The organism is Streptomyces cyaneofuscatus, assembly GCF_033109485.1.
GTDB lineage: Bacteria > Actinomycetota > Actinomycetes > Streptomycetales > Streptomycetaceae > Streptomyces > Streptomyces cyaneofuscatus.
In genome coordinates this window covers 3,029,074-3,045,252 of record NZ_CP137002.1, presented here as the reverse complement: position 1 = coordinate 3,045,252, position 16,179 = coordinate 3,029,074, and the positions used below count along the sequence as shown (strand labels likewise).

At 73.0% G+C, this 16,179-nt stretch carries 10 protein-coding genes and 1 riboswitch; of the genes, 5 read left to right on the top strand and 5 right to left on the bottom strand.

All coding sequences use genetic code 11. The features are described 5' to 3' along the window. Positions 1-55 precede the first annotated feature (55 nt). Complete coding sequence (locus R2B67_RS12910; protein ID WP_317818009.1) at positions 56-1,285, bottom strand: C40 family peptidase; 1,230 nt, start codon at positions 1,283-1,285, stop codon at positions 56-58. Then, positions 1,284-1,451, bottom strand: a riboswitch (cyclic di-AMP (ydaO/yuaA leader). It overlaps the preceding gene by 2 nt. Positions 1,452-1,766: 315 nt before the next feature. On the opposite strand from R2B67_RS12910, the gene pcrA reads away from it, so the two are divergent. Next, positions 1,767-4,205, top strand: coding sequence for a DNA helicase PcrA (gene pcrA / locus R2B67_RS12905; protein ID WP_317818008.1), 2,439 nt, complete (start codon positions 1,767-1,769; stop codon positions 4,203-4,205). A 90-nt stretch (positions 4,206-4,295) separates the two neighbouring features. On the opposite strand, the gene R2B67_RS12900 is transcribed toward pcrA, so the two are convergent. Continuing rightward, complete coding sequence (locus R2B67_RS12900) at positions 4,296-5,924, bottom strand: M23 family metallopeptidase (protein ID WP_317818006.1); 1,629 nt, start codon at positions 5,922-5,924, stop codon at positions 4,296-4,298. A gap of 205 nt (positions 5,925-6,129) precedes the next feature. Next, on the bottom strand, positions 6,130-7,047 hold the full coding sequence (locus R2B67_RS12895) for a lipase family alpha/beta hydrolase (protein ID WP_317818005.1): 918 nt from the start codon (positions 7,045-7,047) through the stop codon (positions 6,130-6,132). A gap of 269 nt (positions 7,048-7,316) precedes the next feature. Between R2B67_RS12895 and R2B67_RS12890 the strand changes: the two genes are divergently transcribed. Then, positions 7,317-7,730 (top strand): coenzyme B12-dependent isobutyryl CoA mutase small subunit, encoded by a 414-nt coding sequence (locus tag R2B67_RS12890; RefSeq protein ID WP_018510505.1) that lies wholly within the window; start codon positions 7,317-7,319, stop codon positions 7,728-7,730. Between the two features lie 60 nt (positions 7,731-7,790). On the opposite strand, the gene R2B67_RS12885 is transcribed toward R2B67_RS12890, so the two are convergent. Together R2B67_RS12885 and R2B67_RS12880 are read right to left on the bottom strand one after the other, a co-directional pair. Then, on the bottom strand, positions 7,791-9,440 hold the full coding sequence (locus tag R2B67_RS12885; protein ID WP_317818003.1) for a DUF5691 domain-containing protein: 1,650 nt from the start codon (positions 9,438-9,440) through the stop codon (positions 7,791-7,793). Between the two features lie 105 nt (positions 9,441-9,545). Next, positions 9,546-11,021: an SWIM zinc finger family protein gene (locus R2B67_RS12880; RefSeq protein ID WP_317818002.1), complete on the bottom strand. Its 1,476-nt coding sequence runs from the start codon at positions 11,019-11,021 to the stop codon at positions 9,546-9,548. Positions 11,022-11,173: 152 nt separating this feature from the next. On the opposite strand from R2B67_RS12880, the gene R2B67_RS12875 reads away from it, so the two are divergent. From R2B67_RS12875 to R2B67_RS12865, 3 genes are read left to right on the top strand one after another with little or no spacing between them, the layout of a single operon-like run. Then, positions 11,174-12,319: an ATP-binding protein gene (locus R2B67_RS12875; RefSeq protein WP_317818000.1), complete on the top strand. Its 1,146-nt coding sequence runs from the start codon at positions 11,174-11,176 to the stop codon at positions 12,317-12,319. Then, positions 12,316-14,727: a DUF5682 family protein gene (locus R2B67_RS12870; RefSeq protein WP_317817998.1), complete on the top strand. Its 2,412-nt coding sequence runs from the start codon at positions 12,316-12,318 to the stop codon at positions 14,725-14,727. The genes R2B67_RS12875 and R2B67_RS12870 overlap by 4 nt, the downstream gene beginning before the upstream one ends. Continuing rightward, the gene (locus R2B67_RS12865; protein WP_317817997.1) at positions 14,724-16,013 is read left to right on the top strand and encodes a VWA domain-containing protein; all 1,290 of its coding nucleotides are present in this window, start codon (positions 14,724-14,726) and stop codon (positions 16,011-16,013) included. Before R2B67_RS12870 ends, R2B67_RS12865 begins: the two co-directional genes overlap by 4 nt. Positions 16,014-16,179: the final 166 nt, after the last annotated feature.

Below are 16,179 nucleotides of genomic sequence, written 5' to 3'. Positions count from 1 at the left end.
TGGACCTGAGGGTTCCCGGGCCGGCCTCTCGGCGGCCGGCCCGGGACCTCCGGCACTACGCCGGGCGCACGCTGCCGTAGATCGGCATGTAGTAGATCGACTCCTCGCGGACGTTCGCCCCCGGCTTCGGGGCGTGGATCATCATCCCGTCGCCCTTGTAGATGCCGACGTGGCTGATGTCGTCGTAGAAGAAGACCAGGTCCCCCGGCTGAAGGTCGGACGTGGCGACCCGCGTGCCCACCTTCACCTGGTCCCAGGTGGTCCGGGGCAGCGTCACCCCCGCCTCCCGCCAGGCCGCCTGCGTCAGCCCCGAGCAGTCGTACGAGGCCGGGCCCGAGGCCCCCCACACGTACGGCTTCCCGATCTGGGCGCGGGCGAAGGCCAGCACCTTCTCGGCCTTCGCGGCGTAGCTGCCGTCCGTACCGGTCCCCGTACCCGTGCCCGTACCGGATCCCGGGCTCGTCCCCGTACCCGTACCGCTGCCGGAGCCGGAGCCGCTGTCCCCGCCGGACTCCTTCGCAGCCTCCTCGCGGGCCTTCTTCTCCGCCGCCTCGCGCTCCTCGCGCTCCTTGGCCTCGGCGGCCTGGCGGCGGGCCAGCTTCTCCGCCTTCTCCTTGGCCTCGGCCTCCTTCTTGCGCTCCAGCTCCGCCAGCCGCGCCTTCTCCTCGGCGGTCAGCTTCGCGAGCAGGGACCGGGCCTCGGTGAGCTTGTTCTGCACCTGCTGCTTGCTGGAGCGCAGCGTGGTCTGCGTCTCGGTGAGCGACTCCAGGCTCTGCACGGCCTCCGCGCGCTTCTTCGACGCCGCCGCCTGCTGCGTACGGAAGTCGTCGACGGCCTTCTGCTGCCGCTCCGTGGACCGGCTCATCAGCCGGCTCTGGTCGAAGTACGCCTGCGGGTCGTCCGCCAGGAAGAAGGTGGCGGTCGGCGCGATGCCGCCGGTGCGGTACTGCTCGGCGGCGAAGGCGCCCAGCTCCCGGCGGGCCTCGTTGATCTTCTCGGTCCGCTTCGCCACGTCGGAGAGCAGCGTGTCGACCTTGGCGCGCTGGGCGGTGGAGGCGGCCTTCGCCCGGTTGTACTGCTGGGTCGCGCTGCCCGCCTGCCGGTACAGCTCGTCGACCTTCTTCTGGACGTCCTCGATGGCCGGCTTCGGCTCGACGGGGGCGGCGGTCGCGCTCTGCGTGGAGAGCAGCGTCACCGAGGCCAGCGCGGCCGTCGTGAACCCGACGGCGGGGGTGGTCGTGCGCACCTTCGTGCGCGGCTTGCGATGCGATGCCAAGACCGGCATCTCCTTCCGTGGACCGCCTACCGGGTTAGCTGTCGGGTTCGGACGGAACGGAAGGCTGCCCTACGGTCCGTTGTGCGAGGGTACGGACCGATTCACCCCGGTTGTGCGTGTGGGTCCCCGGTTCCGAACTGCCGGGAGGGCAGCACGGATTCGGCAGAGGTGACCGTGAGACGCGGTTCGTCTCAGGGAGATTACGGATCACCTGACCGAGCACGCTAGCCAACCGGTGGCACCGCTGGGAAGGAGGATGAGCGATATGCCCGATACATTTTCGTGACCTTCTCGGATCGGGAGCCGTGCGCCCCCTCCGGCCGGGCGTTCCTTCACGGAACGTGGACGTCCGTTCTCCGTGCGTACGGCTGGGAACGGCCCTTTCCGGGTCCCTTCCGGGTCCCTTCCGGGTCGGTTCCGGATCGCTTCCGGTATCGCTTCCGGCCTTCGGCCGAACGTTGTCAGTGCGGCCGCCTAGACTCGGGAGGCGATGAGCAGCCTCTTTGACGACAGTTTCCTGACCGGCCTCCAGCCCACGGAGGACGGCCCGCCGCCGCCCCCCGAGGACCACGCACCCGAAGCGGTGCCGGAGGGGCTCTTCGAGGGCGTCTACGACGCGCCCCCGCCGCCCCGGGACGGGTATTACCGCGACGGCCACCCGCGCCCGGTCATCGACGCCGCCGCGCTGCTCGACGGGCTGAACACCGAGCAGCGCGCCGCCGTCGTGCACGCCGGGTCCCCGCTGCTCATCGTCGCCGGGGCCGGCTCGGGCAAGACCCGGGTGCTCACCCACCGCATCGCCCACCTGCTGGCCGAGCGCGGGGTGCACCCGGGGCAGATCCTCGCGATCACCTTCACCAACAAGGCCGCCGGCGAGATGAAGGAGCGCGTCGAGCAGCTGGTGGGCCCGCGCGCCAACGCCATGTGGGTCATGACCTTCCACAGCGCATGCGTCCGCATCCTGCGCCGCGAGTCGAAGAAGCTCGGCTTCACCTCGTCGTTCTCGATCTACGACGCCGCCGACTCCAAGCGCCTGATGGCCCTGGTCTGCCGCGATCTCGACCTGGACCCCAAGCGCTACCCGCCGAAGTCCTTCACCGCCAAGGTCTCCAACCTCAAGAACGAGCTCATCGACGAGGAGACCTTCGCCGGGCAGGCCGCCGACGGTTTCGAGAAGACCCTGGCCCAGGCGTACGCGCTCTACCAGGCCCGCCTGCGCGAGGCCAACGCGCTGGACTTCGACGACATCATCATGACGACGGTCCACCTCCTCCAGGCCTTCCCGGACGTCGCCGAGCACTACCGCCGCCGCTTCCGCCACGTCCTGGTCGACGAGTACCAGGACACCAACCACGCCCAGTACACGCTGGTACGGGAGCTGGTCGGCCCGGCCGGGGAGGCGGACGCCCCCGCCGAGCTGTGCGTCGTCGGTGACGCGGACCAGTCGATCTACGCCTTCCGGGGCGCGACCATCCGCAACATCCTCCAGTTCGAGGAGGACTACCCGAGCGCGAAGACGATCCTCCTGGAGCAGAACTACCGCTCCACGCAGACGATCCTCTCCGCCGCCAACGCGGTCATCGAGCGCAACGAGAGCCGCCGCCCCAAGAACCTGTGGACCAACGCCGGCTCCGGCGCCCGCATCACCGGCTATGTGGCCGACACCGAGCACGACGAGGCGCAGTTCGTCGCCGACGAGATCGACCGACTGACGGACAAGGGCGACGCGAAGGCGGGCGACGTCGCCGTCTTCTACCGCACCAACGCCCAGTCCCGTGTCTTCGAAGAGATCTTCATCCGCGTCGGCCTGCCCTACAAGGTCGTCGGCGGCGTGCGCTTCTACGAGCGCAAGGAGGTCCGGGACGTCCTGGCCTACCTCCGCGTCCTCGCCAACCCCGAGGACACCGTCCCGCTGCGCCGCATCCTCAACGTGCCCAAGCGCGGCATCGGCGACCGCGCCGAGGCCATGATCGACGCCCTGTCGCTGCGCGAGAAGATCTCCTTCCCGCAGGCGCTGCGCCGCGTCGACGAGGCGTACGGCATGGCGGCCCGCTCCTCCAACGCCGTCAAGCGCTTCAACACGCTGATGGAGGAGCTCCGTACGATCGTCGAGTCCGGCGCCGGACCCGCCGTCGTGCTGGAAGCGGTGCTGGAGCGCACGGGCTATCTCGCCGAGCTCCAGGCCTCCACCGACCCGCAGGACGAGACCCGTATCGAGAACCTCCAGGAACTCGCCGCCGTGGCCCTGGAGTTCGAGCAGGAGCGCGGGGAGGAGGAGGGCGCCGGCACGCTCGCGGAGTTCCTGGAGAAGGTCGCGCTCGTCGCCGACTCCGACCAGATCCCCGACGAGGACGAGGACGGCTCCGGCGTCATCACGCTGATGACCCTGCACACGGCGAAGGGCCTGGAGTTCCCGGTCGTCTTCCTCACCGGCATGGAGGACGGCGTCTTCCCGCACATGCGGGCCCTCGGCCAGACCAAGGAGCTGGAGGAGGAGCGCCGCCTGGCGTACGTCGGCATCACCCGCGCCCGCGAGCGGCTCTACCTGACCCGGGCGGCCATGCGCAGCGCCTGGGGCCAGCCCTCGTACAACCCGCCCTCGCGCTTCCTGGAGGAGATCCCGGAAGCGCACCTGGAGTGGAAGCGCAAGGGCCCGATGGCCGCCCCGGCCGGACCCACCTCGGGCATCACGTCCTCGCTCTCCTCCTCGCGCGCCCGCTCCGGCCCCTCGGGCTTCGCGACCCGGCGCACCACGGACAAGCCCACGGTCACGCTGGTGGTCGGGGACCGGGTCACGCACGACCAGTTCGGGCTCGGCACGGTGACGGCCGTCGAAGGGTTCGGCGACCAGGCCAAGGCGACGGTGGACTTCGGCGACGAGCGCCCGAAGAAGCTGCTCCTGCGGTACGCGCCGGTCGAGAAGCTGTAGGGCGGGGCGTACGGGGATTACGCGAGAGGGGCGGTACGGGCTTCTGCTGAAGCCGTACCGCCCCTCTTCCGTATGTTCGTACGTTCTCCGTCAGGTCGGGTTGACGCCGTGGCTCCGCAGCCACACCAGCGGGTCGATCGACGCGCCGCCGCCGGGCCGGACCTCGAAGTGCAGGTGCGGGCCGGTGGAGTTGCCGGAGCTGCCCGCGTACGCGATGACGTCACCGGCCTTCACCGGGCCGGACCGGATCTTGGTGCTGCTGAGGTGGCAGTACCAGGTCTCCGTACCGTCGGCCATGGTCACGATCGCCATGTTGCCGTAGGCGCTGTTGTACTGGGTGCGCACGGTGCCGTCGGTCGCGGCCATCACCGGGGAGCCGTAGCCGACGGGGAAGTCGATGCCCGTGTGCACGGACATCCAGTTGACACCCGCCTGGCCGTAGTAGGCGCTCAGCCCGTGCTGCTTGACCGGCAGGACGAACTTGGGGCGCAGCGCCTCGCGGCGGGCGGCCTCCTCCTCGCGCTTCTTCTTCTCCTCGGCCTGCCGCTGCTTGAGGTCGATGCGCTCCTGGGTGCGGCTCGCGCGCTGGCGGAAGTCGTCGCTGCCCTCGGAGAGCTGCTCCAGCTGGCTGTCGAGCTTGTTGTTCGCGGCGACCGCTTTGACCGTGGTCGGATCGGCGACGGCCAGCGAGGTGGTCTTCTCCGGCTTGTCCTCGTCGCTGATCCCGCTGACGGAGGCGGCCGCGATGCCCGCGACGCTCATCACGCAGGCGGAGGGGACGGCGACGGTGAGGAGAGCGGACCGCTTGGCGGGGCTGCGGCGGCGCGCTCGGCTGCGGGGGGCGGGGGTGCGGACCACGGTGAGCGGCAGGGCTTCGGAGGTGTCGCCGTCGTCGGTGGGGGCGGCTTCCGGGGCGGGGCCGGTCGCGTGATCGGTCTCTTCGAGGACGGCGAACTCGGTGGTGCCGGACTCTTCTTCGGGCGCCTGCTGTTCGTACAGCTGCTGCGAAGTCTGTTCGGGTTCGTACGCCGCGTCCTCGGGCGTGGCGCCGGAGTTCCAGGCGGTCGCGTCGTAGGCGCCGGTGTCGTACGTCCCCGTGTCGTACGCGCCGGTGTCGTACACCCCGGTGGTATAGGCGGTGGTGTCGTACGCGCCGGTCCCGTCGGCGCCGACCGTCCCGTACGCGCCGGTGTCGTACGTCGCCGCGTCGTACGTGCCCGCGTCGTACGTCCCGGTGCCGTAGGTCCCGGTGTCGTGCGTCGTTCCCGTGCCGTAGGTGCCGGTGGCGTACGCCCCGGTGTCGTACCCGTCCGTCTCGTAGGCGCCCGTCCCGTAGGGGGCTGTGCCGTACGCGGCCGTGGTGAACCCGGCGGTGGGGAACGCGCCCGTGTCGGTGGCCGGCCACTGGGCGGCCGGGTCCTGGTCGGAGGGCTGCTGCTGCCAGACGGGCGTCGCGCCGGTGTCCCACTGCTGGGGATCGGCGGTCTGGGCCGGGGCGGCGTACGCGTCGTACGTGACGGTCTGCTGCGCGCCTGTGTCCCAGGCGGAGGAATCGTACGGGCCGCTGTGGGCACCATAAGAGGTGTCGTAACCGGAAGCCGCGTAATCCGTGGTCTCGGAACCACCAGGAAGGGAACCGAAGAGCGGGTCGGTGTCGAAGCTGCCGGTCGATCGGGTGTCGTACCCGACGGTCCCGGCGTGGGGGTGCTGGTCGTTCACCAACTTCTCTCTCGCCTCGGCAGCAGGACTGTTCTGGATCCCGGTGAGGGGGGTCCCAAGGGGAAGCAGTGGCCGCGACTGTACCCGGCAGTATGTGAGGACGACAATCTTCGGCAGGTTTTGCGTCCTCAGGAAACGGGCAATCGGCCGTCTTTCGGTGGACGGCAGACAGATGCTTGGCCCTATGTTCGAGAACTGTTCTAATTTAAGCGACAGAAGGCGTTCCGGTTGAGGGAGCTGTGTCCTCCCGGAACTCCTGTGACTCCTGTGACTCCAGAGCCTCACGGACCGCGGCGGCGACCGCCGGGTGCACCGGCAGCGCGAGATGCCCGATTCCGGTGACGCGTACGTTGACGGCGTCGAGGTCGGGGTGGTCCACGCAGGCCGTCCCGACCGGGACCATCACCTGGTCCAGCTCGCTCCAGAAGCTGACGAACCGGGTCCGGCACCCGGGGGCGGGGAGGCGCAGCTCCTCGATCAGCGGGGAGCGGCCGCGCATCTGCCGCACGATGGGGTGAAGGCCGGCTCCGGGGGCGACGGCGGTGCCGCCGTGCGGTGTGCCGAGCGTGACGAGGGTGCGCACCCGGTAGTCGCCGCCCAGGCGTTGTACGTAATAGCGGGCGATCAGGCCGCCGAGGCTGTGGCCCACGATGTCGACCTCGCGCTGCCCGGTGCGGGCGCAGATCTCCTCCACGTGGCGTCCGAGCAGCTCGGCGGCGGTGCGCAGGTCGCGGGTGAGCGGCGAGTAGTTGAGGGACGCCAGGTGGCGGCGGCCGTGCCGGGCGAGCGCGCGGCGCAGCAGGACGAAGACGGAGCGGTTGTCGATGAACCCGTGGAGGAGGACGACGGGGCGTTCGGCGGCGGGGGAGCCGGGCAGGGTGGGCGGGCCCTGCGGCAGGTCCGGGGTGCGGCGTTCCGGGGTGCGGCGCTCCTGGGGAACGCGCTCCTGGGGGGCGCGCTCCTGGGTGAGGCCGAAGGGGTAGGCGGCCAGGTGGCCGGTGAGGACCACGAGCTCCAGCACGGTGGCGCCGAGCAGCGCGGTGGAGAGCCGGGGGCCCGGCAGCCGGGGGAGGCGGGGCCGTAGGGAGAGAAAGGGGAGGACTTTCACGCCGACCTCCTGCATTGGCGCACCGGGAGGCGGCGGCGGGCCGTACCACCGTGCCGTGCGGCTGGCGGCACGGTGGTACGGCGACCTCGATAGCGGCTCTCCCCGCGCCGGTCCCCGCGGCGGCCGGATTGCCGCGTTCTACGGGGGACGGCGCCTGGCGAACATGTCCCACGTGTGATTTCCCCCTCCCCGCCTGCCGCGAAACGGCGGCTTGCGGGATGCTGTGGATAACGTTCGTTCACATCCCCGGCCCTTCAGGCACGGGAGACCATGTGGAGGCAGTGATGGGTGTGACCGGTCCGATCCGTGTGGTGGTGGCCAAGCCGGGACTCGACGGCCATGACCGCGGGGCCAAGGTGATCGCGCGGGCGCTGCGGGACGCCGGTATGGAGGTCATCTATACGGGGCTCCACCAGACACCCGAGCAGATCGTCGACACGGCGATCCAGGAGGATGCCGACGCCATCGGCCTGTCGATCCTCTCCGGGGCGCACAACACGCTGTTCGCGAAGGTGATCGAGCTGCTGAAGGAGCGGGAGGCGGAGGACATCAAGGTGTTCGGCGGCGGCATCATCCCGGAGGACGACATCGCCCCGCTGAAGCAGTTGGGCGTGGCGGAGCTCTTCACCCCGGGGGCGACGACGACCGAGATCGTCACCTGGGTGAACGCGAACGTCCGCCAGCCCGCGCAGGCCTGACACCTTCGGGACTCGGGGTGCCGGGGGTGCGGCCCGGGCCGGGGCGGGCGTCAGGTGCGGTCAGGTCAGCTCGGCCTCCATCGCGGCGCGCAGGCGCAGCGTGGAGACCAGGCGCTGGAACGCCTCCGACCAGTACCCCCCGGCCCCCGGCGACGCTCCCTCCTGCTCGTCCGGGGTGGCCGTGAGGACCTCCAGGCGATCCGCCTCGGCCGGGTCGAGGCAGCGCTCGGCCAGGCCCATCACCCCGCTGAAGCTCCACGGGTAACTCCCGCCGTCCCGCGCGATGTCGAGCGCGTCGACCACGGCGCGCCCGAGCGGGCCCGACCACGGCACCGTGCAGACCCCGAGCAGCTGGAACGCCTCCGACAGCCCGTGCGCGGCGATGAACGCGGCCACCCAGTCGGCCCGTTCGGCCTCGGACAGCACCGCGAGGAGTTTGGACCGCTCGGCGATCGACGTGGGCCCGGGCGTGCCGGCCGGGGGCGCCGACGGCTCACCCAGCAGGGCCCGCGCCCACTCCGGGTGGCGCTGGCGCACCGCGGCCCGGCACCAGGCGGCGTGCAGCTCGCCCGCCCAGTCGTCGGCGACCGGCAGTGCCACGATCTCCGCCGCCGGGCGCCCGCCGAACCGCTCCTGCCAGACCCCGAGCGGCGTGGCCTCCACCAACTGCCCGAGCCACCAGGACCGCTCGCCCCGGCCCGTCGGCGGATCGGCCACCACCCCGTCGCGCCGCATCCCGGCGTCGCACTCGTGCGGTGCCTCCACGGCGATGGACGCGCCCGCCCCCGTACGGTCGGGGTTGACGCACGACGTCGCACGGGCCGCCATCCGCCCGGCGAACGCCGAGGCGGGCAGGGCGGAGAGCAGCTCGGCCGCCGTGGCGCGCACGTTACGGCTGCGGTCGGCGAGCGCCTGCTCCAGGAACTCCTCGTCCTGTGCCCCGAGCCCGTTCCGCAGGGAGTCCAGGAACATCAGCCGGTCCTCGGCCCGCTCGGTGGACCAGGTGGTGGTGAGCAGGGCGAGCGCGGCGGCCGGATCCCGCGTCCGTACGGCATCGAGCAGCGCGACCCGCTCCGCGAACAGCCCCTCCTCCCACAGCCGGTGCACCGCCTCCGGGTCGCCGGTGTCGGGGACCAGTAAGCCGCCCGCTGCACCGCGCAGGGCGAACTTCCACTCGGGGTTCAGCGCGGCCAGCCACAGGCCGAGCGGCCCGGCGAAGGCGAGCGCCTGCGGGCGCAGGTCGGTGCGGGCCCGCGCGGCGTCCAGCAGTGGCGGCACCAGGTCGGCCGGGGCCCGGAAGCCGCGTCGGTTGGCGGTGGCCAGCCATTGCGGGATGAGCTCGGTGAGGTCGGGCGCGGCCCCGCGCCGTCCGGAGGCGGTCGGCGCGGCCCGGTCGGCGAGCAGCTGGGCGAGCCGGTGCCGGGCCGCCTCGGGGAGGTGCGGGCGCGGGTCGTGCGGCGCGGGCGCGGGCCTGGCCCCCGGCACGGCGGGCAGCAGCCCGGCCCGCCGCCGCACGGTGTGCAGGGCGGCGGCGTCCAGCAGGGCGGCCGGGCCGTCGGCCGGCACCGTGCCCCCGGGAGCCGCCGGCGGGCGGCGGTCGGTGCCCAGCAGCGCCGAGGTGACCAGCTCCTCCCAGGGGAGGGCGGCGAGGGGGTGGGAGGCGAGGGGGTGGGCTGAGGCCGTGGTCGGGCCGGCGGTGGTGGGAGGCATCGGGTCCCCTTCGGTGGCGTTCAGGGCGTTCAGGCGGTCGGCGGCGGAGATCGGGTGATCGGCGCGAGTGGGGGAGGTTGGGGGGAGGGCGGTGGCCCGCGCAGGTCAGATGAGCCGTACGGCCCCGTCGGTGACCTCCGCAGACCGGGGCCCGGCCCCGGCCCCGGAACCGTCCCCGGACCCGTCCCCACCCCCCGTACCTCCCGTGTCCCAGGCCGCGAACGGGTCGAAGCCGCGGTGGCCCAGCTCGCCGAAGACCGTGACCGGGCCGCCGCCGGAGAGCGCGACGAGCTTCCACAGCCCGGGACGGGACAGCGCCGCCGAGGAGAGGGGCAGCGCGGACGCGCCCTCCGCGTCGGCCAGTTGCCAGCCGCCCTCGGACGGCACGGGTATGACGTCCCGCAGGGTGACCGGCCAGGCGTCGAGCCAGGGATCGCCCCGCAGCGCCTCCCCGTACGCCGCGAGGGCGGCCGCGGTGGAGCCGCCCGGTGGCGGGGTGTCCGGCACCGGGGTGCCCGGCGGCGCGGCGGGCGGGGCGAACTGCCGCCCCAGATCGGCCCGGAGCCCGCCGCCCGGGTACGGCGTGAGCTCGGCGTCGATCGTGACGCCCACCGGCAGGGCGAGCTCCGGGGCGCGGCCCATCGCGCCGAAGGAGAGCAGCAGGGCCGTGCGGTCCGACTCCCTTCCGTACAGCCAGATCCGCCGGGTGGTGAGCCGTCCGTCCGGCGTGTCGTACTGCGCGAGGACCAGCCAGCGGTCGCGGACCGGCGGGCCCTCCGCGGACATGGGCAGCCCCACCCGCGTACGCACCGTGGCGGCCAGCGGGTCCGGCAGCCGCTCCCGTCCCAGCCAGGCGGTGTCCAGCAGATGGAGCAGGCCGCACTCCTCCAGCAGCCGCACCGGCCAGCCCGGCCCGGAACCGGGTATGGCCCCCAACTCCCGCACCTGCCCCGCCAGTCCGGGCGCCTGCGCGTCGACCATGCGGGCGGCGGTCTCCTCCCACAGGGCGTACCCCCCGCGATCGGCGGTGGCGAGCCCGCCCCGCAGCAGGTCCGTCAGGCGCTGCTCCAGCTCCAGCGCCCCTGCGGTGATGCGCTCCGCCCGGCGCTCCGCCCGCTTCCTGGCGGCGGCGTTGTCGGCGGGCCCGGGGGCCGCCTCCCCGCTCGCGGCGGCCTCCTGCTTGGCCTGCTTGGCCTCCGCCCGCCCCCGGCGGGCCGTGAGCCACTGCGCGGCCCAGTCGGCCGGCTCACCCTGCGGGACCGACCCGTCGCCGGAGGCCCGGAGCAGCAGCAGGCCCAGCGCGTGCTTGCAGGGGAACTTCCGGCTCGGACAACTGCACGTGTACGCGGGGCCCGTGGTGTCGACCACCGTCTGATACGGCTTGCTCCCGCTCCCCTTGCACAGCCCCCACACCGCCCCCGATCCGTCGAAGCCGGTGCCCGACCAGTGTCCGGCCGTGGCCAGCTTGTTCCCCGCCTTGCGTGATGCGTCGTCAGGAGCCAGGGACAGCACCTGCTCCACCGTCCAGCGCGCCACCGATTCCGTGGCGGGCAAGGGTTCTCCCCCGTGAGATAGCAGCATGGGAACGACGGTAGGCGGCACCACTGACAATCCCCCTGACCTGCGATCAAAGCCCAGGTGGGAGCGGTCCGGAGGCCCGTTGTCAGTGGCATGGTGCACGGTGGGAACCACGTCAGGTCGACCGAATCTGTCGACGATCTGGAGGGGGATCCATGACCGTGCCCGAAACCACCACCACGACCCCGGCCGCGCCCATCGCCGTCGGCGAGGCGTCCGGTGCCGAGGCCCTGCGCCCGCACGCCGAGGACGCGTTCGCCGATGAGCTGAAGGCGCTCGCCGCCGCCGACGACCGCCCCAGGCCCGCCCGTTGGCGCCTGTCGCCCTGGGCCGTCGCCACCTATCTCCAGGGCGGGACGCTGCCCGACGGCACGGTGATCACACCGAAGTACGTGGGCCCGCGCCGGCTGATCGAGGTGGCCGTGACCACCCTGGCCACCGACCGCGCGCTGCTCCTGCTCGGCGTCCCCGGGACCGCCAAGACCTGGGTGTCCGAGCATCTCGCCGCTGCCGTCAGCGGCGACTCCACCCTGCTCGTGCAGGGCACCGCGGGCACCCCGGAGGAGGCCGTCCGCTACGGGTGGAACTACGCCCAGCTGCTCGCCCACGGCCCCAGCCGCGACGCGCTGGTGCCCAGCCCGCTCATGCGGGCCATGGCGGACGGCATGACCGCCCGGGTCGAGGAGCTGACCCGCATCCCCGCCGATGTGCAGGACTCGCTCATCACGATCCTCTCCGAGAAGACCCTCCCCATCCCCGAGCTGGGACAGGAGGTCCAGGCCGTCCGCGGCTTCAACGTCATCGCCACGGCCAACGACCGCGACCGGGGTGTCAACGAGCTCTCCAGCGCGCTGCGCCGCCGGTTCAACACCGTCGTCCTGCCTCTGCCCGCGACGCCCGACGCCGAGGTCGACATCGTCTCCCGGCGCGTGGACCAGATCGGCCGCTCGCTGGACCTGCCTGCCGCCCCCGAGGGGCTCGCCGAGATCCGGCGCGTGGTGACGGTCTTCCGGGAGCTGCGCGACGGCGTCACCACCGACGGGCGCACCAAGCTCAAGTCGCCCTCGGGCACGCTCTCCACGGCCGAGGCGATCTCCGTCGTCACCAACGGCCTCGCCCTCGCCGCCCACTTCGGCGACGGCATCCTGCGCCCCGGCGATGTCGCCGCGGGAATCCTCGGCGCGGTCGTCCGGGACCCCGCCGCGGACCGCGTGGTCTGGCAGGAGTATCTGGAGACCGTGGTGCGCGAGCGGGACGGCTGGAAGGACTTCTACCGCGCCTGCCGTGAGGTCTCCGTATGAACGACCGGAACGCCGCCGGGGCCGTCGCCGTCGCCGGACCGCTGCTGCTGGGCGTGCGGCACCACGGCCCCGGTTCGGCCCGCGCGGTCCGCGCCGCGCTCGAAGCCGCCCGGCCGGCCGCCGTGCTGATCGAGGGGCCGCCGGAGGGCGACGCGTTGCTGCCGCTCGCCGCCGACCCGCAGATGCGCCCGCCCGTCGCGCTGCTCGCCCACGCCGTGGACGATCCGGGGAGGGCCGCGTTCTGGCCGCTGGCCGAGTTCTCGCCGGAGTGGGTGGCGATCCGCTGGGCGCTGGCCCACGGCGTCCCGGTGCGCTTCATCGACCTCCCCGCCACCCACTCCCTCGCCCTGAAGGAGCCCCACGGAGACCAGCCGGGCGATCAGCCGGGCGAGGAGACCGGACCCGCCCCTGAGACCCCTGAGACCCGTGAGGCCCCTGAGGAGGAAGCCACCCCCCACGTCGACCCGATCCGCGTGCTCGCCGAGACCGCCGGATACGACGACCCCGAGCGCTGGTGGGAGGACGTCGTCGAGCACCGCTCACCGGCCGCCGACGCCACCGCCGACGCGCTCGCCCCGTTCACCGCGCTCGCGGAGGCCATGACGGCCCTGCGCGAGGCGTACGGGGACGGCGGCCACCCCCGGGACGCCGTGCGCGAGGCGTACATGCGGATCCAGCTGCGTACCGCGCGCAAGGAGTTCGGGGACGGCGTCGCCGTCGTCTGCGGCGCCTGGCACGTCCCCGCGCTCGCCGCCCGCACCACCCTCGCCGCCGACCGCGCCCTCCTCAAGGGGCTCCCCAAGGTCAAGGCCGAGATGACGTGGGTGCCGTGGACCCACCGCAGGCTGGCCCGGCACAGCGGTTACGGTGCCGGGATCGACTCACCCGGCTGGTACGGGCACCTCTTCGGCGCCGCCGACCGGCCGATCGAGCGCTGGATGACGAAGGTCGCCGGGCTGCTCCGCGAGGAGGACCGGTTCGTCTCCACCGCCCATGTCATCGAGGCCGTCCGGCTCGCCGAGTCGCTCGCCGCGATGCGGGGCCGTCCGCTGGCGGGGCTGAGCGAGACCACCGACGCGGTACGGGCCGTGATGTGCGAGGGCTCCGACGTACCCCTCGCGCTCATCCAGGACCGCCTGGTGGTCGGCGAGACCCTGGGTGAGGTGCCCGACAGCGCCCCCGCCGTCCCGCTCCAACGCGATCTGACCCGCAGCCAGCGCACCCTGAGGCTCAAGCCGGAGGCGCTGGAGAAGGAGCTCGACCTCGACCTGCGCAAGGAGACCGACGCGGCGAAGAGCCGGCTGCTGCACCGGCTGCGCCTCCTCTCCATCGGCTGGGGCGAACCGGCTGAGGGCCGGGGCAGCACCGGCACCTTCCGGGAGAGCTGGCGGCTGCGCTGGGAGCCGGAGCTGCACGTCCGGGTCGCCGAGGCCGGGGTGTGGGGGACCACGGTCGAGACCGCCGCCACGGCGAAGGCCGAGTCCCAGGCCCTCGCGGCCACCGCGCTCTCCGAGGTCACCGCCCTCGCCGAGCACTGCCTCCTGGCCGGACTGCCCGAGGCGCTGCCCGTCGTGATGAAGGCCCTCGCCGACCGCGCCGCACTCGACGCGGACGTCGGCCACCTCGCCGACGCCCTCCCCGCCCTCGCCCGCTCACTCCGCTACGGGGACGTGCGCTCCACCGACACGGCCGCGCTCGCCGAGGTCGCCGCCGGGCTCGCCGAGCGGATCTGCGTCGGCCTGCCCCCGGCCTGCACCGGCCTCGACGCGGACGGGGCCGACGCGCTGCGCCGCCAGGTCGACGGGGTGCACAGCGCGATCGGGCTCCTCGTCGCGGGCGCCACGCCCTCCGGAGCCGAAGCCACGCCCGCCGAAGGGCTCCGGGACCGGTGGGGCGCCGTGCTGCGCAAGCTGGCCGGCCGGGACACGGTCGCCGGGATCATCCGGGGCCGCGCCACCCGGCTCCTCCTCGACGAGGGACGGCTGACCGAGGACGAGGCGGCCCGGCTCATGGGCCTGGCCCTCTCGCCCGGCACCCCGCCCACCGACGCCGCTGCCTGGATCGAGGGGTTCGTCGGCGGGGCGTCCGGCGGCGGCATGCTGCTGGTCCACGACGAGCGGCTGCTCTCCCTGGTCGACGCGTGGCTCACCGGCGTCCCCGCCGACACGTTCACCGACGTGCTGCCACTCCTGCGCCGTACGTTCTCCGCCTACGAACCGGGCGTACGCCGCACCCTCGGTGAGCTGGTCCGGCGCGGCCCCGTCCCCGAGGGCGCCCGGAACGACGCCACGGACCACGCCTACCCGGGTTTCGGCCCCGGCCTCGACCAGGAACGGGCCGACGCGGTGGAGCCCGTACTGCACCTGCTCCTCGGCCGCACCCCCGTACCGGCGGAGGCGACCGCATGACCGCCCACGCCACCCGGCACGCGACACAGGACCACGCCACACACGACCACGACCGAACGGGGAAGACGGTGGACACCGAAGCAGAGAGCGCGCCCCCCGCCGACGGCGAGCGGATGCGGCGCTGGCGCATGGTGCTCGGCGCGGACAGCGCGGAGAGCACCGGCTGCACCCTCACCGGCCAGGACGTAGCGATGGACGGCGCACTGAACGCGCTGTACGGCGGGGGCGGCGGGAAGAAGCCCGGCGGCCGGGGCAGCGGCGGACGTTCGGCCGGGCTCGGCGCGTCCGCCCCTTCCGTCGCCCGCTGGCTCGGCGACATCCGTACGTACTTCCCCAGCTCCGTCGTCCAGGTCATGCAGCGCGACGCGATCGACCGGCTCGGCCTCTCCGCGCTGCTCCTGGAGCCGGAGATGCTGGAGGCCGTCGAGGCGGACGTCCATCTCGTCGGCACCCTGCTCTCCCTCAACAAGGCCATGCCCGAGACGACCAAGGAGACCGCGCGGGCCGTCGTCCGCAAGGTCGTCGACGACCTGGAGAAGCGGCTGGAGAGCCGCACCCGGGCCACCCTCACCGGGGCCCTGGACCGCTCGGCGCGGATCAGCCGGCCGCGCCACCGGGACATCGACTGGGACCGCACCATCCGGGCCAACCTGAAGAACTACCTGACCATCCCCGGTACGGACGGCGGCCCGGACACCGGCACGGTCGTCCCCGAGCGCCTCATCGGCTACGGCCGCGCATCGCAGTCGGTGAAGAAGGACGTCATCCTCTGCATCGACCAGTCGGGCTCGATGGCCGCCTCCGTCGTCTACGCCTCGGTCTTCGGCGCGGTCCTCGCCTCCATGCGCACCCTCGACACCCGCCTCGTCGTCTTCGACACGGCGGTCGTCGACCTCACCGACCAGCTGGACGACCCGGTCGACGTCCTCTTCGGCACCCAGCTCGGCGGCGGCACCGACATCAACCGGGCGCTCGCCTACTGCCAGTCGAAGATCACCCGCCCCGCGGACACCGTCGTCGTCCTCATCAGCGACCTGTACGAGGGCGGCATCCGCGACGAGATGCTCAAGCGGGTGGCGGCGATGAAGGCGTCCGGGGTGCAGTTCGTGACCCTGCTCGCCCTCTCCGACGAGGGCGCCCCCGCCTACGACCACGAGCACGCGGCAGCACTCGGCGCGCTGGGCGCCCCCGCGTTCGCCTGTACGCCGGACCTCTTCCCGGACATCATGGCCGCCGCGATCGAGAAGCGGCCCCTGCCCGTACCGGACAAGGAGACCGGGTCGTAGCCGCGCGAGGAGCCGACCGCGGACACACCACGGGACACCGGCGGACACCTCGCGTGACACGCCCGTCCGGCACCCTCTGTGACCGTTATCACCGCTCAGGTGTGATCTGCGATTTAGGGTCACACGGAGTGCGGGGATAACCTGCCGGATGGACATGCCGCGTACT